The sequence below is a fragment of the Paenibacillus sp. Paensp38 genome (assembly GCF_059491915.1).
Genome location: NZ_CP168516.1, coordinates 2,435,494 through 2,457,239 on the forward strand (window position 1 = coordinate 2,435,494; position 21,746 = coordinate 2,457,239).

17 protein-coding genes are annotated in these 21,746 nt (G+C 43.5%); 7 read left to right on the forward strand and 10 right to left on the reverse strand.

The annotated features are described in order from the left end of the window. Positions 1-236 precede the first annotated feature (236 nt). Entirely contained in the window at positions 237-605 is a 369-nt protein-coding gene (locus ACEN8J_RS10595) for a DUF423 domain-containing protein (protein ID WP_069011139.1), read from the forward strand. Positions 606-698: 93 nt separating this feature from the next. On the opposite strand, the gene ACEN8J_RS10600 is transcribed toward ACEN8J_RS10595, so the two are convergent. Both ACEN8J_RS10600 and ACEN8J_RS10605 read right to left on the reverse strand, forming a co-directional pair. After that, the gene (locus ACEN8J_RS10600) at positions 699-1,553 is read right to left on the reverse strand and encodes a sugar phosphate isomerase/epimerase family protein (RefSeq protein ID WP_039275066.1); all 855 of its coding nucleotides are present in this window, start codon (positions 1,551-1,553) and stop codon (positions 699-701) included. Positions 1,554-1,572: 19 nt separating this feature from the next. Continuing rightward, the gene (locus tag ACEN8J_RS10605; protein ID WP_340885322.1) at positions 1,573-2,307 is read right to left on the reverse strand and encodes a thioesterase II family protein; all 735 of its coding nucleotides are present in this window, start codon (positions 2,305-2,307) and stop codon (positions 1,573-1,575) included. 224 nt (positions 2,308-2,531) lie between these two features. On the opposite strand from ACEN8J_RS10605, the gene ACEN8J_RS10610 reads away from it, so the two are divergent. The 3 genes from ACEN8J_RS10610 to ACEN8J_RS10620 all read left to right on the forward strand — a co-directional run bounded on the left by ACEN8J_RS10610 (position 2,532) and on the right by ACEN8J_RS10620 (position 6,875). Further along, positions 2,532-4,967: a glycoside hydrolase family 94 protein gene (locus ACEN8J_RS10610; RefSeq protein ID WP_495594478.1), complete on the forward strand. Its 2,436-nt coding sequence runs from the start codon at positions 2,532-2,534 to the stop codon at positions 4,965-4,967. Between the two features lie 95 nt (positions 4,968-5,062). Continuing rightward, a complete protein-coding gene (locus ACEN8J_RS10615; RefSeq protein ID WP_495594479.1) occupies positions 5,063-6,187 on the forward strand; it encodes a GGDEF domain-containing protein in 1,125 nt (374 codons plus the stop codon). A gap of 169 nt (positions 6,188-6,356) precedes the next feature. Beyond that, positions 6,357-6,875 (forward strand): NAD(P)H-dependent oxidoreductase, encoded by a 519-nt coding sequence (locus ACEN8J_RS10620; protein ID WP_495594480.1) that lies wholly within the window; start codon positions 6,357-6,359, stop codon positions 6,873-6,875. Positions 6,876-6,962: 87 nt separating this feature from the next. Here ACEN8J_RS10620 and ectB read toward each other — a convergent pair whose 3' ends face one another. Next, on the reverse strand, positions 6,963-8,225 hold the full coding sequence (ectB, locus tag ACEN8J_RS10625) for a diaminobutyrate--2-oxoglutarate transaminase (protein ID WP_029515041.1): 1,263 nt from the start codon (positions 8,223-8,225) through the stop codon (positions 6,963-6,965). Positions 8,226-8,816: 591 nt separating this feature from the next. Between ectB and ACEN8J_RS10630 the strand changes: the two genes are divergently transcribed. After that, positions 8,817-9,503, forward strand: a complete 687-nt coding sequence (locus ACEN8J_RS10630; RefSeq protein ID WP_029515042.1) for a response regulator transcription factor — start codon at positions 8,817-8,819, stop codon at positions 9,501-9,503. A 5-nt stretch (positions 9,504-9,508) separates the two neighbouring features. Here the strand turns inward: ACEN8J_RS10630 and ACEN8J_RS10635 are convergent, their stop codons facing one another. The 5 genes from ACEN8J_RS10635 to ACEN8J_RS10655 form a co-directional block, all read right to left on the reverse strand. After that, positions 9,509-12,070, reverse strand: coding sequence for a response regulator (locus ACEN8J_RS10635; protein WP_495594481.1), 2,562 nt, complete (start codon positions 12,068-12,070; stop codon positions 9,509-9,511). Positions 12,071-12,214: 144 nt separating this feature from the next. Further along, positions 12,215-14,215 carry a methyl-accepting chemotaxis protein gene (locus ACEN8J_RS10640; RefSeq protein WP_495594482.1) on the reverse strand — a complete coding sequence of 667 codons (2,001 nt, stop codon included), beginning with the start codon at positions 14,213-14,215 and terminating at the stop codon, positions 12,215-12,217. A 401-nt stretch (positions 14,216-14,616) separates the two neighbouring features. Next, positions 14,617-16,683 carry a thioredoxin domain-containing protein gene (locus ACEN8J_RS10645; protein ID WP_165150176.1) on the reverse strand — a complete coding sequence of 689 codons (2,067 nt, stop codon included), beginning with the start codon at positions 16,681-16,683 and terminating at the stop codon, positions 14,617-14,619. 97 nt (positions 16,684-16,780) lie between these two features. Then, positions 16,781-17,779, reverse strand: coding sequence for an alpha/beta hydrolase fold domain-containing protein (locus ACEN8J_RS10650; RefSeq protein WP_495594483.1), 999 nt, complete (start codon positions 17,777-17,779; stop codon positions 16,781-16,783). A gap of 303 nt (positions 17,780-18,082) precedes the next feature. Continuing rightward, a complete protein-coding gene (locus ACEN8J_RS10655; RefSeq protein WP_165150172.1) occupies positions 18,083-18,352 on the reverse strand; it encodes a CD3324 family protein in 270 nt (89 codons plus the stop codon). Between the two features lie 687 nt (positions 18,353-19,039). On the opposite strand from ACEN8J_RS10655, the gene ACEN8J_RS10660 reads away from it, so the two are divergent. Further along, positions 19,040-19,570, forward strand: coding sequence for a DUF4303 domain-containing protein (locus ACEN8J_RS10660; RefSeq protein ID WP_459760367.1), 531 nt, complete (start codon positions 19,040-19,042; stop codon positions 19,568-19,570). A gap of 196 nt (positions 19,571-19,766) precedes the next feature. Here the strand turns inward: ACEN8J_RS10660 and ACEN8J_RS10665 are convergent, their stop codons facing one another. Together ACEN8J_RS10665 and ACEN8J_RS10670 are read right to left on the reverse strand one after the other, a co-directional pair. Beyond that, positions 19,767-19,964 (reverse strand): hypothetical protein, encoded by a 198-nt coding sequence (locus ACEN8J_RS10665; protein ID WP_459760366.1) that lies wholly within the window; start codon positions 19,962-19,964, stop codon positions 19,767-19,769. A 231-nt stretch (positions 19,965-20,195) separates the two neighbouring features. After that, on the reverse strand, positions 20,196-20,921 hold the full coding sequence (locus ACEN8J_RS10670; RefSeq protein WP_495594484.1) for an RNA polymerase sigma factor: 726 nt from the start codon (positions 20,919-20,921) through the stop codon (positions 20,196-20,198). Between the two features lie 198 nt (positions 20,922-21,119). Between ACEN8J_RS10670 and clpP the strand changes: the two genes are divergently transcribed. Beyond that, positions 21,120-21,704, forward strand: a complete 585-nt coding sequence (gene clpP, locus ACEN8J_RS10675) for an ATP-dependent Clp endopeptidase proteolytic subunit ClpP (protein ID WP_013310269.1) — start codon at positions 21,120-21,122, stop codon at positions 21,702-21,704. Positions 21,705-21,746: the final 42 nt, after the last annotated feature.

The following is a 21,746-nucleotide window of genomic DNA, read 5'->3' on the forward strand; positions in this document are numbered from 1 at the left end:
AAGATTTTATTCCGAAAAATGACAGCACAAAAAGACAGCACCATCACCTCACTTTCCCATAAAAAAGGTGGAGGACACGCTGTCTATTGCTCCAAATGCTTCGCATTGGCCCTGGAAAAAATATACCACACTAGGCGCCAAATGAGAGTCGAAAAATTATATATGTTTAGAGTTTCACAAGGAAAATTGACGAAATCAATTGGAATCGGTACTATTTCACAGGGAGGCGTTAAAACATGAAAATTTTGCTATTGCTTGGTTGTATCGTGATGTTTTTAGCCGTAGCGCTTGGAGCGTTCGGCGCACACGCATTGAAAAAGAGACTTTCCGCAGACATGATGAGCATATTCCAGACAGGAATTCAATATCAAATCGCTCATGGACTGGGTTTGCTGCTGCTTGGAGTTCTTGCTGACAGACTTGTCCATTCTTCTCTCATCGTAACCGCAGGCTGGGTTATGCTGGTGGGTATTCTCCTATTTTCCGGTAGTCTGTATGCCCTTAGTATATCCGGTGTGAAAAAGCTTGGAGCAATCACCCCCATTGGCGGGTTGGCTTTTTTGGCAAGCTGGGTCATTGTGATCGTGGCGGTTGTGCAGGGTTAAACAAGGGTAAAGAAACAGAGACTTGGAAAAGGAGGCGCTTCCAAGTCTCTCGAATTATTAACGTAGCATTCCTGAGTATTATGATAGAATACATTATTTCGTCTGCACTTGTTGCGCTTTCTGAGCGGCTATCCGGTGTCCTTCGATATAACGTCTGGATTCAGCCATCTCATGCTCCTGAGCAGCTTCCATAATAATATGAACCCCCGGCTTGTACTGCTCCAGCAGTTCCATGTAGAGGCCATAGTTCATGTCTCCAAAACCCGGCGGCACCGTCTCAATTTCACCCGACGATGACAAACGCCGGTCTTTGGCATGCGCAGCGATAATCCGGGGGCCCAGCAGTTGGAAAGCTTCCCGAATGATCTCATCCTGCTGCGCCATATTTTCCGTTTTCAGCAGATTACCAGGATCAATCACAACACCGATGTGTGAAGAGGGCACTTCTTCCAGAAAGGTAGCCAACTCTACGGCAGTTCCTACCAAGTGATCGTTTGCAGCTTCCAATCCTACGAATACGCCCCACTTCTCCGCTTCATCTGCTAATTCACGCACTACTTCCCTTACAACTCTCCAGTCACGTTCCGTATAGGCGGTACCATCCTCATTACGTCCCACTTCAGCTGCAACCATGGGTGCTCCTAACAGACCCGCATATCGGATCAGCTCTTTAAAGCGCTCTACATTTTCACGCAGCAATTCCTCATCCTGTACAAAAAAATGCAAATAGCACCCGAGCACCGATATGGAAACACCATGCTTACGAAATTCTTCTGCGATAGACAGTGCCAATCCCGGATTGAACTTACCCGGTTTATTAAAATCCACATCACTGATCGCTCTCCACGGAGCCAGCTGAACATGAGTAAAGCCCGCTGCGCCTACCTTTGCAGCCAATTCGCGATAAGGCAACTTGCCAAACAAATGTGCCAATACACCTACTGTCACTAAAATTCACCTCTTATTTTTATTTTTGTATGCTACTTGTTACCGTAATCTGCTCCAAGGTCTCATTGATGATGTGCGTAATCCGCTCCACTTCATCATGAATAAAAAAGTGTCCTCCCTCAAAGGTAAACATACGAAATTGCTGATCCGTATGCTGTGCCCATGCCTCCGCATCTTGTAAGGTCACCGTGTTATCGGTCATTCCCGTCAAAGCGGTGATAGGACAATGTAAAAGTGCGGCTTTAGCCGTGTACTTATACAACTCAACAGCTTTGAAATCCGCTCTTAACACGGGCATAAAATAGTCGTATAATTCCTGATTGTCAAAAATCGCTTCCGAAAGCTGACCGTACCGCTGCAAATGCGTCCTGAACTGATCTGCGGGCAGATCGTGTAACCACGGGGAATTTCTTGGGACATGCGGTGCCCGTCCACCCGAAACGAACAGATGAGCAGGCTTGCCATATCCACCGGCCACCAGCTTGTAGTACAGCTCGAATGAGATCATCGTCCCCATACTGTGGCCGTATATGGCATAAGGATTGCCGGGGGCTATCTCTTCGCTGATCTTGTGCATCAGATCCTCGCTCATCTCCTCAATGCTTTCCTTAAGCGGTTCCCCAGAACGAATACCCCTGCCCGCTAATTCCAGTGGAACAAGCTTAATCTGCGGAAGTAGCGACTTTTTCCATTTGAAGCTGACCGACGCCGATCCGCCTGCATATGGGATGAAAAATAATGTGATAGGTGCCATTCTTGCAACCTCCTGCCTTGCTAAGTTCTAACTTTTTCATTTTAGCATAAAAAGGTATATTTACCCATTTCAAATATTTTGCAAATCCCAGAAGAAAGGTTGAGAAAATCAAGCGCATTTTACATAAAGAGGGGAATATCTTCCTAAAGGAAGAACGGCTTCATGTTTGAATATAATCATGTATTGGGCCTTTTATTTTTTCAAATCGAGAGGAGTTCTGCGCCATGAAGTATGGTTTCTTCGATGATGTCAATCAAGAATATGTCATCCACACCCCTCAAACCCCTTATCCTTGGATTAATTATTTAGGTAATGAACGATTTTTTGGACTGATTTCCAATACAAGTGGCGGCTATGCATTTTACCGGGATGCTCGCTTACGTCGCTTAACCCGTTACCGTTACAATAATATTCCTGTCGATAACGGTGGTCGTTATTTTTATATTTATGATGATGGGGATTATTGGACTCCAGGCTGGATGCCGGTCAAACGGGAGCTGGAGCAGTATGAATGCCGCCATGGACTTGGTTATACCTCAATTATGGGAGAACGCAACGGTATTCGAGCCACTCAGCTGGCTTTTGTACCCCTATCCTTTGACGGCGAGGTCCATCAGGTTAAGCTTCAGAACACATCGTTACAAACCAAAAAGATCAAACTCTTTTCGTTCGTGGAATTTTGTCTGTGGAACGCCTATGACGATATGACCAACTACCAGCGCAACTTGAACACGGGCGAGGTTGAGATACAGGACTCTGTCATTTATCACAAAACGGAATACCGTGAACGCCGCAATCACTATGCTTTTTTCTCTGCTAATCGTCCGCTAGCGGGTTATGATACAGATCGTGAAGCTTTTCTGGGACTCTACAACGGATTAGATCAGCCTCAAACGGTCGCCGCTGGGCAAGCCTCGAACTCTATTGCCAGCGGATGGTCCCCTGTCGGATCACATTGTATTGAGATCACGCTGGAGCCAGGCAAAGAAACAAGCTGTAACTTTATACTCGGTTATGTGGAAAATCCCGAGGAAGAGAAATGGGAGTCCCACGGTGTTATTAATAAAAAACAGGCACATGCCATGATTGCGCAGTTTGCGGATGAAGCCGATGTAAAGCAAGCTTTGAGTGAACTCCGAGCCTATTGGAACAATCTGCTGTCCAAGTACACCCTTCAAAGCCACGACGACAAGCTGAACCGAATGGTAAACATATGGAACCCGTATCAATGCATGGTTACATTCAATATGTCACGTTCAGCTTCGTATTTTGAATCTGGTATCGGACGTGGTATGGGCTTCCGGGATTCAAATCAAGATTTGCTCGGCTTCGTCCACCAAATACCGGAGCGGGCACGGGAACGGATTATCGACATTGCCTCTACTCAATTTGAAAACGGCGGAGCTTATCATCAGTACCAACCGTTAACCAAAAAAGGAAACCACGAGGTTGGCGGTGGCTTTAACGACGATCCGTTGTGGCTTATTGTCGGTACCGCAGCGTATATCAAAGAAACGGGAGACTTTGGCATACTGGACGAACAAGTGCCCTTTGACGGAAATGTAGAGCGTGCGGCTACGCTGTTTGAACATTTGAAGCGTTCTTTTTACCATGTAATAGATAATCTTGGTCCGCATGGTCTTCCACTCATTGGCCGAGCTGACTGGAACGATTGTCTGAATCTCAATTGTTTTTCCGCTACACCCGATGAGTCCTATCAGACAACACAAAATTTGGAGGGCCGAGTAGCTGAATCCGTGTTTATCGCCGGACTATTCGTATATACGGGACCGGATTTTATTGAGCTTTGCAAGCGCAGAGGTTTGGATGAAGAAGCATCCACAGCTCAAGCCCATGTGGATCGTATGCGAGCAGCTACATTGGAGCATGGTTTTGACGGGGAATGGTTCTTACGTGCGTATGACCATTATGGAGACAAAATCGGAAGCAAGGATTGTGAGGAAGGTCAAATTTTCATTGAACCTCAAGGTTTCTGTGTCATGGCAGGAATTGGTGTTGAAGAAGGCTTGGCACATAAAGCTCTCGATTCTACACGTGATCGACTGGAAACTCCCTACGGCATCGTGCTGCAACATCCATCTTATTCCCGTTACCACATCAATCTGGGCGAAATCTCATCTTACCCTCCCGGGTATAAGGAAAATGCCGGTATTTTCTGCCACAATAACCCGTGGATTATGATGGCGGAAGCCGTAATAGGACGTGGAGATCGCGCTTTTGAGCTATATAGCAAAATTGCACCTGCCTATCTGGAGGACATCAGCGACATTCACCGCACCGAGCCGTATGTGTATGCACAAATGATTGCGGGCAACGATGCTGTTCGTGAAGGCGAAGCCAAAAATTCCTGGCTGACGGGTACAGCGGCGTGGAATTTTATAGCTATTACTCAATCCATCCTCGGTATCCAGCCGGAATGGGACGGTCTGCGTATTGACCCGTGCATTCCTACAGCCTGGGACGAATTCATAGTCACCCGCGTCTTCCGTGGCGATACCTACGTGATCCATATCACGAATCCACAGCATGTCTCCAAGGGTGTAGCTACGGTTACTGTAGACGGTACCCTCCTAACGAATAATATTCTGCCGGTTGCAGCGGATGGGGCTATCCACCAAGTAAAAGTGTTACTAGGTTAACAAGTTCATGGCCTTCAAAAAAATTAGCTTCAACTTCATCACATAGTATCTTATAATACGAGAATGGCTAAAGATACATTAAGTGTGGTGACATCATGAACAAGACAAAACGGCTTACTCAAACCATGGATTACAAAACAAAGCAAGCCCACTGGGTACGCAAAATGTTATTACTGTATTGGATGATTATAGCTGTACATTTTATCGTCCAGCTGGGCAGCTACTTATTTCTTGATTACGCCGCTTCGCCTTATGAATTTTACGTCGGAACCCTGATTGTTCCTACGCTAATCATGAGTGGTTCCAACTTACTGGCAGAGTTGGCTCATTTTAAATTTAACAGGTATTCTTTTGTGATCCTGTTTATGGCAAGCACCGTCATTTGCTGGATGATTATTCGCCTAAATTATGATATCCGGATTATTCCTGCGCTATGTTTGTTGCCTATTTTCTCTTCTATTCTGTTCTTCAATCGTCGCTTAATATGGCTTTCCTTTGTATTGCAAGTGGTCGTCTTTTTTCTGTTGCTGGCAGCAGATGGATCATTCCGCAGCTATTTGTCAGACTTTGATATTGTGGCGATTCCAACCTTTTTGATTATGTCCACCTTTCTTGCTCTCATTATTCAGGCCAGCGGCCGCGATTTGTTAGTGGATTTGTATAAAACAAAGCGTGCCCAACAGGAATTAATGATCAGTAATGCGATTATCAGCAAAATGTCAATGACTGATGGTTTGACAAAGCTGTACAATCATTTGTCCTTTCAAAACTTTTATGAAAAAGCACTCGAATATGCCGAACAAGGAGCGATCATCCATCTGGCGTTAGTGGATATTGATAATTTCAAGAAGATCAATGACACTTACGGACACCAGTTCGGAGATAAAATTTTGGAAGGCATCTCGCAAATCATTACAGAACAGATTACCGCAAATGACATTGCAGCTCGCTATGGCGGTGAGGAATTTGCTATTTTGATGTTCGAGCATACTTTCGAAGAAGCTTATCAGATCGTCGAAAACATCCGGCGTGAAGTGGAGAAAATGACCTTTCATGAGAAATTGCAAATCGTTTCTGTAACCGTAAGCATTGGACTGAAAAGCTATACAGAGGAAATGAACAAAGATAAAGATGTATTTTTTCAGCAAGCAGATGACTATCTGTACCAAGCTAAGCGCTCCGGGAAAAACAAAATTGTTGCTCTTAATCATATCGCTTAATGTAAAAACACTTCATTTGATGAGACTCCGGCATGAGCTTGCCGGAGTCTTTTGAATATAGAGCTTAAAATGTAATAGAGTTGACAATTCCATAAGTTGAAACTAAAATCGTTACATATGTATTGGTTATTTACTTACGATAAATAAGTTCGAAGGAGATGGTTTTTAAATGTCAACCCTCGTTATTGTCGTTCACCCTGATCTTGCGGAATCTCGCATTAACAAAAGATGGGTGCAAGAACTCAAGAAACAATCCGGCGTGACCGTTCACAACCTGTATGAAGTATATCCGGATGAGCAAATCAATGTCGCCCAGGAGCAGGAACTGCTAGAGCAGCATGACCGTATCGTTCTGCAATTTCCTTTTTACTGGTACAGCACTCCTTCCCTACTGAAAAAATGGCTGGATAAGATTCTAACCTACGGCTGGGCTTATGGGAGCGAAGGTGGCAAGCTACAGGGCAAAGAGTTGTTGATTGCCTTGTCTGCTGCCAGTGTTGAGGAAAACTATCAACATGACGGACGGAATAGGTATACGATCGAAGAGCTACTGAGACCTCTGGAAGCTACAGGCCATATGATTGGTGTCAAATTGCTCCCTTATTTCGTACAATATGGTGCTGCAGTATTGACCGATGAGCAACTAGACCAATCCGCACAAAAATACGCGCAAACAGTTATTTCTTAATTTTTTACTAGAAAGCCCCTTGGACGGCGCCTGTCATACCTGCTTTACAGCAGACGGCAGCTCCAACCAAGGGGCTTTACTGATTGATTACATCGTAACCAAGGTACTGGTTACCTGTGCCATGCTTTCTTTAATGATGTCGCAGCCCTTACGCAAGTTTTCCAAGCTTATCGTTAACGCTGGCATAATTTTAATTACTGTATCGTTACGTCCAGCACGCTCAACAATGAGTCCCCTACTAAAGCAGAGAGTCGTTACCTCCTTGGCGAACGCTTCTCCCAGATGAGATACATCAATCCCCCAGATCAATCCCATGCCGCGAATTTCAATAAGAGGATCTATGGATTGGATTTGTTCACGCAAGAACTGCTGAACAAAAGCCTCTTTTTCCTTCACTTGTGCTTCCAGCCCTACCGTATCTCTGAACTCCAGCGCAGCCTTTGCCCCGACAAAAGCAAGCTGATTTCCACGGAAAGTGCCGTTATGCTCACCCGGACTCCATATATCCAATTCTGGCTTGAGTAGCAACAGAGACATTGGCAAGCCGTATCCACTGATCGATTTGGACAAAACAACCATATCAGGAACGATTCCCGCCCGCTCGAATGAGAAGAACGAACCAACTCGACCGCAACCGACTTGAATATCGTCCACAATAAGCAAAATATCATGATCATCGCACAACTGTCGCAAATCACGCAGCCATTCGGTATCTGCAATATGAATGCCGCCTTCAGCCTGTACCGTTTCCAAAATGATCGCGGCAGGCTTTTCCACACCTGAATGGGTGTCTGTTAAAAGCTGCTCCATATACAAAATGGTATCCATTCCGTTAAATGTGCTGTTATAAGGTATAAAGGTAACATTGTTCAGGGGAACCCCTGCGCTCTCTCGCATGGAGGTGTTGCTGGTAATCGATAAACTACCCAGCGACATTCCGTGGAACGCACCCATAAAGGCAAAAATACCATTTCTGTTTTTCACCTTGCGTGCAAGTTTCAGTGCTGCTTCCACCGCATTGGTTCCGGTCGGTCCGCAAAATTGCAGCTTATAATTCAAGCCCTTGGGCTGGAGAATACGCTCTGAAAAAGACTCCATAAACTCTTGCTTGGCCGTCGTGTACATATCCAGACCATGCATAATCCGATCGGATGTTAAATAATCCAATAACCGGTTTTTCATAAAATCATTATTATGCCCATAGTTCAAAGCCCCAGCCCCGGCAAAAAAGTCAATGTAACCCTTGCCTGTCTCCGTGTACAGTACATCGTTTTTAGCTTTGTTGAATACAACTGGAAAACTTCTGCAATAGGATCTTACATTGGACTCCAGCGCTTCGAATGTGTTCATGATCTCTCGTCCTCCCGCTGACCTGATTTTAAAAACATACAAGCATGGAAAGCAAAAAAAGTGTAAATATGTAATCTAAATGAGAAGACAGTCTGAATTCACAATGGGATATCCACACCAAAGAATCATGAGTACGATTACAAGAACAATTAAAGTACTAAAATTAAATACAGAGATAGCACGTGAGAGTAGATTAGTAGAAGATTAAATAGTGGGTTTTTCTAAGAGGCCTATCAGAGGATGTCAACTCCTATGTAATAAAATACCATAATTTTCATTTAAGTCAATGCATGTTTCTGAGGTGTTTTGTTAAATTTTTGTAATTTATCATCAGCGGCTTGTAGTATATTGTTAAAACAAAACGAAAAATGTCGTATTATAGTGATAAATCTCAAAAATAGTACATTTCCATATCAAATAGATATACATCTGGACTAATTGTCCACAGGATTGTCACAACAAACCTGATCTTTTGACAGACTGTCCAAAGGAGTTTACTCTATCAACAGAACCTGTCAAAACTTGTTGTAAACATTGCAGTTATCCTAACTATTTGGCTCGAATTTGATAGAAAGATAAGGAAATATGATCATGTCTAATGTTTTGATTATTGAAGATGACAATATGCTGGGAGATACCCTTTCCTTGTATTTAACAGGAGAAGACTACAACGTTACTCGAGTGGAACAAGCGTCTGAGGGTATTGCAAGGCTTAAGGTCGTACAGCCCGATATTATTTTGCTGGATCTGCTGCTTCCAGATTTGGATGGCGTGAATCCCTGCCCACTGATACGCAAGCATACGGACGTCCCCATCATCGTGATTTCTACAGAAAACAACATATCAGAGCGCATTCGTACACTTACGTTGGGAGCAGATGATTATATTTGCAAGCCTTTTAGTATGCAAGAGCTAAAAGCACGGATGGAGGCTCTTTTTCGTCGTATTGAAATCACGCGCTTACAAGGAAGTGGCAGAGCACCTGAACCTGAAACGGGCATTACTTTGGATCTAGCGAGAAGAATGATTACCGTTAACGGACAAAATGTGGAGACAACATATTCAGAATTTGAGCTTATGAAGCTTTTTTATTTGAACCGAGGAATTGTATTCAGCAGGTATGCTTTAATTCAGGCTCTCCGTGGCACAGACTCCTTTATTAACGAGAGGGCCGTGGACGTACATATTAACCATTTACGCAGAAAAATCGAAAAAGACCCTAAGAAACCGCAATTGATTAAGACCATCTGGGGAATCGGCTACAAATTTATGCAATAACACGGTCAGCTCCAAGGAAGTGATGACTTGATTTGGTTAATATCCTTCTGAACCGTGCTCAGATGCTCTTTCCAGTCTGGATACAGTTCTCCTGTTGAGGTTTCATTGCTGCGCTTCAATGCCTTTTCCAGCTCTATAACCTTTGCCAGCAACTCAGGCGCGCACAGGTTCCCCGTTCCTCCCTTAAGCGAGTGGATTAATCGAAGAGCAGAAGATAACTGTCCATTGTCCATTTTTCTCACAACTCTTTTATCGAGATACTGGTATTCCTGTATCCATTTGTAAAGGGCAAATTGAAAAATATACACCTTGCCATCCATACCTGCTATCGACTGCTCAGCGTGAATACCATGTAAATCTTGCAGCCACGCTAAATTAATCCAGCTAGTTAACACTCTAGCAGCGGTCAGTTCATGGACAGGCTTGAGCAACACGGCATTAATACCGGCACGAAGACAAACTTCCTGTTCATGCTGCACAGCATCAGCGGTAAAAGCGATAATGGGAAGCCTGTTAAAAGCTTTGTTTCTCCGAATATGTCTCGCCGTCTCAAAACCATCCATCTCTGGCATATGCAAATCAAGCAGCACCATATCCCAGTAACGCAGTTCAAGTAACGCTATTAGTTCCCTTCCGTTTGTGACCATCGTTACCTCAAAGTTACGCTCTGCTAAAAACTCGGTAATCACCACCTGGTTAATTTCGTTATCCTCTGCTATGAGAATTTGATACTTTTGTGTTGTATCCCCTATCTCATTGCGGGAACTCATCGTCGCATGAGTCTCCAGAGTATTACCATCTGCAGGCACTGAATCTTCCTTCTTCCAGCAGAGAACCTCCAGCAGAGCGTTCCGGGTAACGGGCTTGGACAAAAAGGCATCCACACTATGATCCATGTCCCCTGCAGCTATTTTTTCCATCTGAAACACGGTTGTAAGTCCAATGATCTGAGTTATCTGCTTATCCAGCATTTGAAGCCACTGCCTCCGGGAGTCCAGTTCTCTCAAACCTTCCATCCCCATATCAATGATAACATAATCAAAATGCTCACCCTTTTGAAAAGCATCCACACTTTCTTGGAAGGATGAAATAGTGAAAGGTTTTAATCCCAAGTCTTGCAGTAGTTCGTTCAAGCTGTATCTCACCAGTTCATGCTGCGTAACAATTAAGGCTTTGCCTTTGATTTGTTTTTCTATTCGTGTACTTCCTGCATTCAATTCCCCAGTTTCCAGCTCGACATTAAAGTGAAATTGACTGTACTCTCCTAATCGGCTTTTCACCTCTACTTTCCCCCCCATAGCTTCAGCCAAATGCTTGCTAATGGCCAAACCCAGCCCAGAGCCCCCATATCTGCGGCTGGTTGATGTACTCGCCTGGATAAAAGGGACGAATAGCTTGTCCATACACGTCTCGGAAATTCCTATGCCCGTATCTTCTACCATAAAAGAAACGCCTACTCGCCCTTCCTGCTGACTTAGCATTTTTACCTGTAACAATACATGTCCCTGATCCGTAAACTTGATGGCGTTGGTCAGAAGATTTGAAAGCACCTGCTCCATTCGAAGCGGGTCTCCCTTAAAGCTTTTCGGTAACGCCGGGTCCGTTATAAATACGACCTCTAATTCCTTATCTTCTAGCAAAGTTCCAACGGTATCTGCGAGATGCCGAAGCATTTTTTCCGGCTCGAATTCTACCTTTTCCAGTTCCAGACTGCCGGCTTCCATTTTGGAAAAGTCCAATACGTTACTGAGCATGGATGAAAGGGTACGAGAGGAAGTGAGAAGCTTGTGGAGGTAATCTCTTTGAACGGCAGTCAGTTCAGTCTTATTTAACAGCTTTGACAGACCGATGATTCCATTCAGCGGGGTGCGGATTTCGTGACTCATATGAGCCAAAAAAATGCTTTTCGCACGGTTAGCCTCGTCCATCTCCTTTCTTTTCTGCTCTGAGGCTTTATACTCCGTAATGTCCAACACGTGACCGATAACATGCCTAGTAATCCCGTCCTCCATAACCGGATGTAAGGTAATAAGAGCCGAATATTCCCAAAAATCCAATTCAAATACGGTCCGATCACCGAACCAGGCCTGTTTGTAGTATTGGCAAAGCTGCTCCATCGTTTCAGAGGAAAGCTCCAAAATGTCCCCAAGACGCTTCACATGCTCCCTTTTATTGTAGTTGACTTGCATATTCAGACCCACGCGCTCCAGCAATTCACCTTCAAGCAGCCTATAATAAAATTCATTACCGCTTTTCTCCAGCTTGAAGGTAAAGCCAGGTTGAACACCTAGTAAATTCAGCAGATCACGGTCTTTGTTTAACAAGCGTTGTCCATATGTATACTTAGCGGTGGTTAAAGTGTGCACAAACAGAGTCATGAACATTATACCCATCCCTAACTCTAGCACGCAGGTCAACGGTGTTTTATCGCTTATGCCAAAACATAAGAACAAAATTCCCGCTCCTCCATAAAATACACCTGTGATCGCCTGGCGAACAAGTTGACGCTGAAAAACCAAAACTAACAATAAAATCACGATAGCACATAGCACTAAATCTCGAACCAAGTGTTCACCCCCCCTATAATCTTCCATTTTTTATAATATATCAAAAACACAAAAAAACTCAGGACAGATTCCTTATGCCATAAGGCTTAAAGAACTGTCCCGAGCATTCATTGTACTATAGATTCCATAAGGTTCAAGCTCGTTTTAATATTTGAAACGACTGATCATCATCTTCAAATCAGCAGCCATCGTCGAAAGCAACTGTGCTGAAGCTGATATTTCCTCCATGGAAGCCAGTTGCTCTTGGGAGGAGGCAGCAACTTCCTCAGATGTGGCGGCATTACCGGTTGCAATCGTCGCCAGCTCGTTGGCTGTCGCTGCGATTTCTTGTACACTGGCTGATATTTGCTCTGCAATCGCAGCGACCTCCTCTACCTGAGGTGTTGTCTCTCGAATGCCTTCCATCGCATAACCCAGCTTGACAATGGTTGCTTTGGAAATCTGTAGTCCATCCTGCACCTCAGTCGTGACCCTGTCCATCGTCTTCACTGTTGTTTCGGTTTCATGCTGAATTTCGGCAATCAAGGTGGCAATCTGTGTGGCGGATGTCTGAGACTGCTCTGCCAGCTTACGCACCTCATCAGCAACGATGGCAAAGCCTTTTCCATGATCGCCCGCTCTGGCTGCCTCAATAGCTGCATTCAATGCCAGCAGGTTTGTCTGATTGGAGATATCGCCGATAACCTTCGTAATTTCACCGATTTCATGAGAGCGGGCTTGCAAGGTTTGAATCATCTGGTTGGAACGCTCTACTGATTGATGAATGGAATTCATTTGCTCGCCTGTCTGCTCAACAGACTTTCGTCCTTCCTCGGCTTGCAAGGCAGATCGTTTGGCCAAATCAGCTACCGAAATCGATCGTTCAGCAATTTGGGTGATCCCTTGTGCAATTTCATCCAGGGCCACCGAATTATTTTCCAGCCCTGTAGTCTGCTTCTCTGCACCACTGGCAATTTCTTGTACAGCCTGGGACACCTGCTCACTTGCAGCACTGGTTTGTTCCGCGCTTATTGTCAGTTCATTGGAAGAAATTGTGACATGATCTGCACTGTTCCCTACGTTCTGAATGACAGATCGCAAGTTATTCTGCATATTTTGAAAAGCCACTCCTAATTCTCCGATCTCGTCCTCGCTCTTTACTTGAATGTCCTGTGTGAGATCTCCGGCGCTCACATTTACCGCTTGTTCTTTTAACTTTAAAATCGGTTTGATGATGGAACGGATCAGGAAATATACAATGATAATACCAATCACAAGACAACCGACAATGGTTAGTAAAGTGCTGATCAAAATCGGTCCTGCTGCATCATCGACTTCAGACAAATACAGCGTTCCGCCTATCTTCCAGCCAGTCAGCTTGTTAGTCGCATAGTTCATATATTTGAGCTGGCCCTCATACTCATACTCGTATTCACCAGTATCACTCTGAAACATGCGTGATTCAATATCTGTAATTTTGGTACCTGGTTCCTTCGTCGGATGAACAATGTAAGTATGGTTGTTGTCCAGCAATATGGCATAACCCTCATGACCTACTTTAATATTGTTCAACGTCTCTTTAATACCACTCATTTTCAGGTCAATGCCAATAACACCCGATCCATCTGACGTTGCCTTGGACACAGTAACCGTCATTTGCTTCGAGCTTGCCGAAAGATAAGGAGAACTAATTGCTGCCTTCGCTTGTTCCTTTATCGCTTTATCGTACCAAGGTCTGACTCGTGGATCATAATTATCTGGTAATTGCTTCTGTGGGTAGGTTGTAAATTTGCCGTCCTTCGTACCATAATAAATGGATTCTGTTTCAGGATGGAGTGCAATATATTGCTTAAAGAATTCTTCCAAATTCGCCGCTTGTTCCTCCGTCTCTACCCGATTGCCTTTTAGTCTTTCTGCAAAATAGTCTGCGTCATGTACCTTGGGTTCAATAGTACTATCAATAATAAAATTAGTGCGGACAATGGCCTGCTCGGCACTTTCTTCAATCTGGTTTCGAATCTGCTGACTCGCGCTTATAAACGACAAAGCCCCCACGATCATGGACGGTAAAATCAAAAATGCAATAAAGGCGACCATTAGCTTCGTTTTAAAATTTTTGCTGAGCTTCCTTGCGACTAGCCACTTTTTCCCCGATAACTTCTTCATTAATAAACATCTCCATTTCATTACCTGTATTTCCCAACCTATAGCGAACCTCTTCGTCTTGCCGATGACGACAATCACCCGACAGACTCTCTTTCACATTTTTCACATCTGCTGCTAAAACGCTTGGACATAAAAGATATAAACACGCTAGTTAAATAGGTATATGTACTTATTTTCGAAAACAGCAAGGCTGGTCGGAACCGGTTCTTTGATATAATATACCTAAAAAATATTAAAAAAAATGCAGTATAGATGTTAAGAAAGTGTTAGTTTCATCTCACTATACCTACCACTTAACATGAAAATAATCCCCCTGAAGGTAGCAAACATAGGGTCATTTTTGAAAATCGCCATATATTTTCTACTCCCAAGGGGATTAGGTTCGATCGCTTTATTCAGTTCTAATCCAACAACACCTTCAGATCTTCGAGCCTGGTAACAGGTGCCTGACAGGTAAAATGCTCACACACATATACGGCTGATTTGCCTTCCACAAGATCATAATCACGGATATAAGGAGCCGTCTCTGCAATCTCCGACTGTCCTTCATCCTTCAAAATAACGACCGTATTCGGCCTGAACCCAGCTCGAACCGCCTGAATGAACTGTACGGTCTGCGGATCATCCCTGTGACCCACAATCACAATCTCCTTCGTCGTTCCCGTCGCATACAACAACGCGCTGAGCAACGCGGAGTGGCCTGACGGGTAATGAGCAACCATACCGCCAAAAGCCTTAAACTGCTTGGCTGCATAGTTCTCCAATCCAGATTCACCCGTTAGCCGCGCAAGCCGCACAAAATTATAGGCCGCAATGCTGTTACCTGACGGAATGGCTCCGTCATCAATTTCTTTAGGCTTGGCAATGAGCTGCTCACTATCTGACCCATAAAAGAATAATCCGTCCTGTTCCTCATCCCAGAACAAATCGATCATATTTTGATTGAGCGTCAATGCCCGTTGCAGATATTGTACATCGAAGGTCGCCTGATATAGCTCGATCAAGCCCCACACATAAAAAGCATAATCATCCACATAACCGGGATAAGCTGCCTCGCCGTCCCGATAACGCGCCAACAGCCGTCCGTCCTCCTGTCTCAAATGGTTCCACAAAAACGTCTCCGCTTTCTGAGCTTGCTCTGTATATCTCGTGTCTCCAAAAGCTTGTCCTGCCTTCGCCAGTGCAGCAATCATCAATCCGTTCCACGAGGTCAAAATCTTGTCATCTTTGTGAGGATGAACCCGTTGTTCTCTGGCAGCAAACAGCTTGGCCCGTAGCTCACTAACCCGCTGCTCCAGTTCCTGCTCAGTCAAGTCATGCTTGATCCTATAGGCTTCCAGATTGATATCAATCAGGTTTGGAATGTTGTGACCTTCAAAATTGCCGTAAGGTGTAATCCCATACAAATCGTTGAAAAAGGCGGCATCCTTATCGCCTAGTACAGCCTTTACCTCAGAGTCGTCCCAGACATAGAATCTCCCCTCTTCTCCTTCGGAATCCGCATCCTCCGCCGAATAAAAGGCACCACCTGCATCCGTCATGTCCCTTGCGATATATGTAAAGATTTGTTCTGTAATCCGTCGGTACAGTTCCTTGCCTGTCACCTGCCAAGCCTCTGTATACGCGATGGCCAACAGAGCATTGTCATATAGCATTTTTTCAAAATGCGGCACCAACCACTTCTCATCGACGGAGTATCGTGAGAACCCCATGCCTATATGGTCGTAGATTCCGCCCCGGGACATCGCATCCAGCGTCTTCTCTGCCATTTCCAGTGCCTGTTGATTCCCCGTATGCTGTGCATATCGCAGCAAAAAAGACAGGTTATGCGGAGAAGGAAACTTGGGTGCTTCCCCGAAGCCGCCATATTCCTTATCGAAGGTGTGGCTGTATTCATGGAAAGCTTTAGTCAAGCTCTGTTCATCCAGTTCACCCCGATAACCCGCAAGCAAGTCCTGCCGCTCATGCTCGATCAGTACCTGCTCACTCAACTCCACCAGCTCTTCCGGCTGTTCTTTCCACCGGGTACCCACCTTGCCAAGCAGCTCCAACAGTCCGACACGGCCAAACTTCTGCTCCTTGGGCAAATACGTCCCCGCAAAAAAAGGTTTCTGATCCGGCGTCATCAATATCGTCAGTGGCCAGCCTCCATGCCCCGTCATCGTCTGGCAGATGGACATATAGATATGATCCACATCTGGACGTTCTTCACGATCCACCTTAATGGATACGTAATCCCTGTTTAATACCTCAGCCACTTCTTCATCCTCGAAAGATTCTCTCCCCATTACATGGCACCAATGGCAAGTGGAATAGCCAACAGATAGGAAAATAGGCTTGTTATCACGTTTAGCCATTTCAAAAGCCTCATCTGACCAAGGGAACCAATTTACCGGATTGTGAGCATGCTGTAGCAAATACGGTGATTTTTCCTTGGATAGTCTATTCGGTTTGCTGCTCGTTGTCATGGGACATCACCACTTCCGTAGTTGAATTTTATACTTGGTACTATTTTACCCTAAATGGGTGGTAAAAGTCGGAAGAGATGAAAAAAGATAATGAATCTCAAGCATTATACTCATTAGAATTTATATCAAAGATCTCGAGAGCTTTCAGTAAGGCGTATTCACTTGTTCTGGCCCCTTCTTTTGAAAAATGTGCATCCGGAAACGCGGGCGACATATGATGGTACCCGGGATAGACATGTAATTCCACTAAGACTCCATCAAAGGCCAATTGTTTTGCAAAAAACAAGGATTCATCAATGAATAAATCAATGGTACCTATATTTATATAAGTCGGTGGTAATCCGGCCAATGACTTAGCACGAGCCGGCACATAATACTCACTTACCTCCTCCTGACCCGGTTCATCCCCCAATACAGATTTCCAGCCAAAATAATTACTTTGTTTTGTCCAAATAAACTCTCCTGCGTATGGGTGCTCTGGTGCGGTACTTGTGCGATCATCTAGCATTGGCCTCATTAATCTTAGATGATGGATTTCGAATTCCTTCTGATCACGAATGTACAAGGCTAGGCCAGCCGCCAAACCGCCGCCAGCGCTGCTGCCCCCTACGGCAACTTTCTGAGTATCTATCCCTAACTCTTCCGCATGTTCAATGCACCATTTTAGGCCCGAATAACAATCCTGTAACTGACTTGGCTGTACATGCTCTGGTGCTAGGCGATAGTACACGGATACGCAACAGAAACCATGTTGTGCCGCAAGAGATGCATTAGCAGGACGATCCACGACTGGATTTCCTAAGACCATCCCGCCTCCGTGTATCGAATAATATAGAGGCATCTTATGATGCTTTGATTGTTTGGGCTTAATGATTTCGATTTGAATATCTGGACCATTAAAATAACTTGGCACAATCTTTTTTTCTAATGTAATGGGGAACATCTGCGTTACATCTATTTGTTGCATCATTTGAGATTGATTTTTACGTGCTTCCCTTAGTGTAGATTCGGTAAGATCGGTTGTTGGTATTAAATCAACTGCACTGATAATTTCTGGATCAATCAAATGTCTACTTCTACTTTTTTGTTCCCTCATAGTAATCTTTTCCTCACTTTCTTGTTTTTAAGACAATGAATCAATACATATTTCCCTTCAATTGTTGTTGTCGTTTATATTTATATTTTAAGTTTAAAATCAGCTTTATAAATGAAAACAACGAGTTAGAATCATTTTTGACATAAAAATTATAAAAAAAATGGAATGCCAAAAAAGTATTTCGGAATCTGGCTGTGGGAATGCGAAGGCACATCAAACCTTTTACCAAACAAAAAGACGCGACCGGATTGGTCGTTCATAGCGATTATCCGGTCGCGTCTTAAGCTATCACGTTATGTCCATCTACTTTTTATGTGAATAAACAATTTTCTTAATGGTTTCGGTAGAGAGGAAAAACTCATCAGCTAATTGCTCGATACTGCTTCTATTTTGAAAAGCATTTCTGATTGCGGCATTTCGCTGTTCTAGCAACCATCTCCCGCCACTCAAGCTTCCCCAATCCATATATTCCGTTTTTGGCTTAGGAATATACAGAGTCTCTCCTTGAACATATTTTTGGATTTCTATAATTAATTCTTGAGGTAAAACTTTGGAAGCATTCGTATATCTCAATTTTACTCGCCCCTTATTTTGATTTTTTAAAATAAGGTGCAAAGCCAAAAATATTAAAAAGCTTATTCAGCGTTAAAAATTGTTTCGCCCCATACAAAGTAACGCTTTCTTAATAATTGGCTTTGCATGAGTGTAAGAAGTCACAGACAATCCTAACAGATTCTCCATCAGTAGGCACCCCCTTTTACCTCGCAAGTATAGCATAACTTCTGCTCACCTGGGACCAGCTAAATGATATCAGCAAAAAGCAAGCGATTAAAAATTGAGCTGTTAGATAGCTGATTTTAAATACTAACCATGAATACGAACCACATAAATCCGTAGATTAATGCCACTAGCCCTACAATGCCCAACAAGCAGAAAAGTAAAAGCATAAGAACAAATTTTTTACCATCCATAACCGACTCCCCAATACTTTTTCCAGAGTGTGAGACACACTTTCTAACTTAGCTTCCGAATAAAAATTTGAAATTAAGTGCATTTATCCAGCTGAACAGGAGTCCCCGTTATCCTAAGAGCGGCTTCTAGATGTTACGGATTTACACTTTCTGCTTGGCTAGCCTGTCTTGCGTTTATTTTTTTCATTGCAAATCTTGCTATTGGCTGAGCATGGTAGGCTACACGAGTCGTGCCAATATTGATAATGTATAATCAAGCATAAGACTCATAAAGGAGCATATGAACCAGATGAACAATTTTTTGAATGAATTTGAGGAAAGATTTAGGGCAGGATTTTTGGATGATCTTAAAAGCATACTGAAAGAAGTGAAGAATGAGAAGGTTTACGCCTGTGCTTTTGGCACAGACAGCGATTTTGTCACCTTGTTTCTAGCTGTTAATACAGAAGAATCCCTTGTTAGACATATCACAAACATGAAAGCCGAAGGCCTGTGCGACAGCAAGGAAGATGAAAATTATTATAGATGGGGATTTTGCGAATATCAATATGGCGATGCAACACACTTGAATCATATTAGCAAATTTCTATATGCAACTGACAATGTGCTTGATTATAAAGATGAAATGATAAAAATTATGGCCAAGGTAGTTAAGGAAACAGACGACGTGCTTTTCAATCAATTTGGTCAAGCCAAAGAAGATATTATTTTTTTCGTGTCCATGACGGATGATGATATGGCCGAGGAACTCGAAGATCAGTCTGTAATTCAGATGACAAACGCCAAACTAGTTGATGGCTTCTTGCATCGTTATCAATAGAAATACAGTTTGAAATATTACACTCATTTCGTTCAGGTAGTTGCTTTAATTCGCAATGTGCTTGTCCCATGCATCGATTGATTACGTATCCTTTTCATTTGGTGTATCCCCATTAGATACGAATAAACCTATTTCTCCTCATGGTTCGAGTTGAAATAAGTTTATTTAAAGCTTTCATCCAGATGAACAGGAATTCTCACCATTCAACTTCTTCAAATAATCGGAAAACCATCTTTTTTTCAAATTCATCTAAAGTTCTAAATCCAGATATTTCTTCTTTCTTTTCTCCAAGTTTTATCAAAGTCGCTATTGCTAGGTCTCCCACCTTATAATAACCTAATAGTTTATCTTGAGGTTCCCTTTTTAATGATAATTCACTTAATTTTTTTATCATTTATTCTGTACGGAAGCCTTCTTTTCCTATCTGTGTCATTGCATGATATAAGACTATGGGGTTATTATCTTCTAACAAATTTTCTAACTCACCTATTTGAACCTTCCCCTTCCGCTATCTTCTTTAATATACTTCATTTTAATCCCAGCTAAGAGCTATAAATTGGAATGACCGGGAACATGTTTTATCAGAAATAACCACTATGATGAGTTCCACATTTCTCTTCGCAAACTACGCCGCTATCATACTCATGGTATGGGAATCCGTTTGTTTTACTGAAGCGAGACTCCGGTGCAGCTTATGATTAACGATTCCGATTACCACGTCCGGCTCCATTACATCCTGATGGGAGAGCATAACCAATGTTGCAATATCCCCCCTATGATATGCCGCTGTCAACGCTCTCAGAAAAGTTTTCGAGTTTTCACTTTCCGGTAAGGATAACTCTCCTTTGAGGAGATCCTCCTTGACTGCTTCAAGCGATTTTCGTGCCCGGTGGAGTGCAACTTTTACCGCTCCCTCCGTTGTTTTGAGCATGTCGGATGTCTCACGAATCGAATATCCAAACACATCTCGTAGCAAAAAAACTGTTCTCTGAAGCGGAGATAAATGATTCATTAAGGACTGTAACACTATCTCGATTTCAAAAGATCCATGATCCGGCACAGTTACTTTCGCTTGTTCTCTATTCAATACCCGACTGTAGACTGCTTTTCTCCGTATCTCATCAATCCAGGTGTTCTTCGCAATCCGCAGCAAAAGCGCTTTGGGGTTTGTATGTTCGAGATTGTTTAACTTTCCTAATGCTTTTACCCAAGTATCCTGAGCCAATTCTTCCGCATCCCAATTTGATTTCGTAAGCGACAGACAGTAACGCTTCAGGACTGCCTGTAATTCCTCCAAGTTCTCGATGTTTATTGTATTATCTGTCATTTGTATAGAATCATCTATGTGCATAGGTCCTCTCCTCCACGGTCTTATTCTGCCCTTTCCTAGAGCAAAGCCTTTGTTACCTCCAATGTAAACGAATAAGTGGTTGTAAAAGTTACACCATTTACGCAAATCGTTTTCCCATTGAAACCTCCGTATCTTTTTACGGCCTCGGTTCGTTTACAAGGAGAAATCAACTGAACCAAGAAAATGGGGGTATCACAAATGAGTGTTTATGTTCCATATGTTGTTGAGCAAACTGCTCAAGGTGAAAGATCGTACGATATCTATTCCAGACTATTAAAGGATCGTATTGTGTTTGTCGGGGCAGCCATCGATGATCATTTGGCTAACAGTATTATTGCTCAATTATTGTTCCTGGCGGCAGAAGATCCGGAAAAAGAAATTTACATGTATATCAACAGCCCGGGTGGCTCTACTTCCGCAGGATTTGCCATTTATGATACGATGCAGTACATCAAACCTGATGTACACACGATATGTACGGGATTCGCTGCTTCGTTTGGCGCGATCCTGTTGCTAGCGGGCGCCAAAGGGAAACGTTCGGCGTTGCCGAACAGTGAAATCATGATCCATCAGCCGCACGGCGGCGCACAAGGTCAGGCCAGCGATATTGCGATCAGCGCAAAACGAATTTTATGGACTCGTGAAAAGGCAACCCGTATCACAGCTGAACGGACCGGACAATCTTTTGAAAAAGTCGAAAAAGATATGGACCGGGATTTTTACATGTCCGCTCAGGAGGCACTGGAATATGGTGTTATTGATCAGGTGATCACTTCTTTATAGAGTATGCTCAAACCCTAATGATCCGCAAGAAACTTTAAGAAA

Bases quoted from the DNA above. Each gene is read 5' to 3' on its own strand.
- ACEN8J_RS10595 (WP_069011139.1), top strand. From the start codon at position 237: ATGAAAATTTTGCTATTGCTTGGTTGTATCGTGATGTTTTTAGCCGTA.
- ACEN8J_RS10650 (WP_495594483.1), bottom strand. From the start codon at position 17,779: ATGAGGGAACAAAAAAGTAGAAGTAGACATTTGATTGATCCAGAAATT.
- ACEN8J_RS10640 (WP_495594482.1), bottom strand. From the start codon at position 14,215: ATGAAGAAGTTATCGGGGAAAAAGTGGCTAGTCGCAAGGAAGCTCAGC.
- ectB (WP_029515041.1), bottom strand. From the start codon at position 8,225: ATGAACACATTCGAAGCGCTGGAGTCCAATGTAAGATCCTATTGCAGA.
- ACEN8J_RS10620 (WP_495594480.1), top strand. From the start codon at position 6,357: ATGTCAACCCTCGTTATTGTCGTTCACCCTGATCTTGCGGAATCTCGC.
- ACEN8J_RS10605 (WP_340885322.1), bottom strand. From the start codon at position 2,307: ATGGCACCTATCACATTATTTTTCATCCCATATGCAGGCGGATCGGCG.
- ACEN8J_RS10645 (WP_165150176.1), bottom strand. From the start codon at position 16,683: ATGACAACGAGCAGCAAACCGAATAGACTATCCAAGGAAAAATCACCG.
- ACEN8J_RS10610 (WP_495594478.1), top strand. From the start codon at position 2,532: ATGAAGTATGGTTTCTTCGATGATGTCAATCAAGAATATGTCATCCAC.
- ACEN8J_RS10665 (WP_459760366.1), bottom strand. From the start codon at position 19,964: ATGATAAAAAAATTAAGTGAATTATCATTAAAAAGGGAACCTCAAGAT.
- ACEN8J_RS10670 (WP_495594484.1), bottom strand. From the start codon at position 20,921: ATGCACATAGATGATTCTATACAAATGACAGATAATACAATAAACATC.
- ACEN8J_RS10615 (WP_495594479.1), top strand. From the start codon at position 5,063: ATGAACAAGACAAAACGGCTTACTCAAACCATGGATTACAAAACAAAG.
- ACEN8J_RS10630 (WP_029515042.1), top strand. From the start codon at position 8,817: ATGTCTAATGTTTTGATTATTGAAGATGACAATATGCTGGGAGATACC.
- clpP (WP_013310269.1), top strand. From the start codon at position 21,120: ATGAGTGTTTATGTTCCATATGTTGTTGAGCAAACTGCTCAAGGTGAA.
- ACEN8J_RS10660 (WP_459760367.1), top strand. From the start codon at position 19,040: ATGAACAATTTTTTGAATGAATTTGAGGAAAGATTTAGGGCAGGATTT.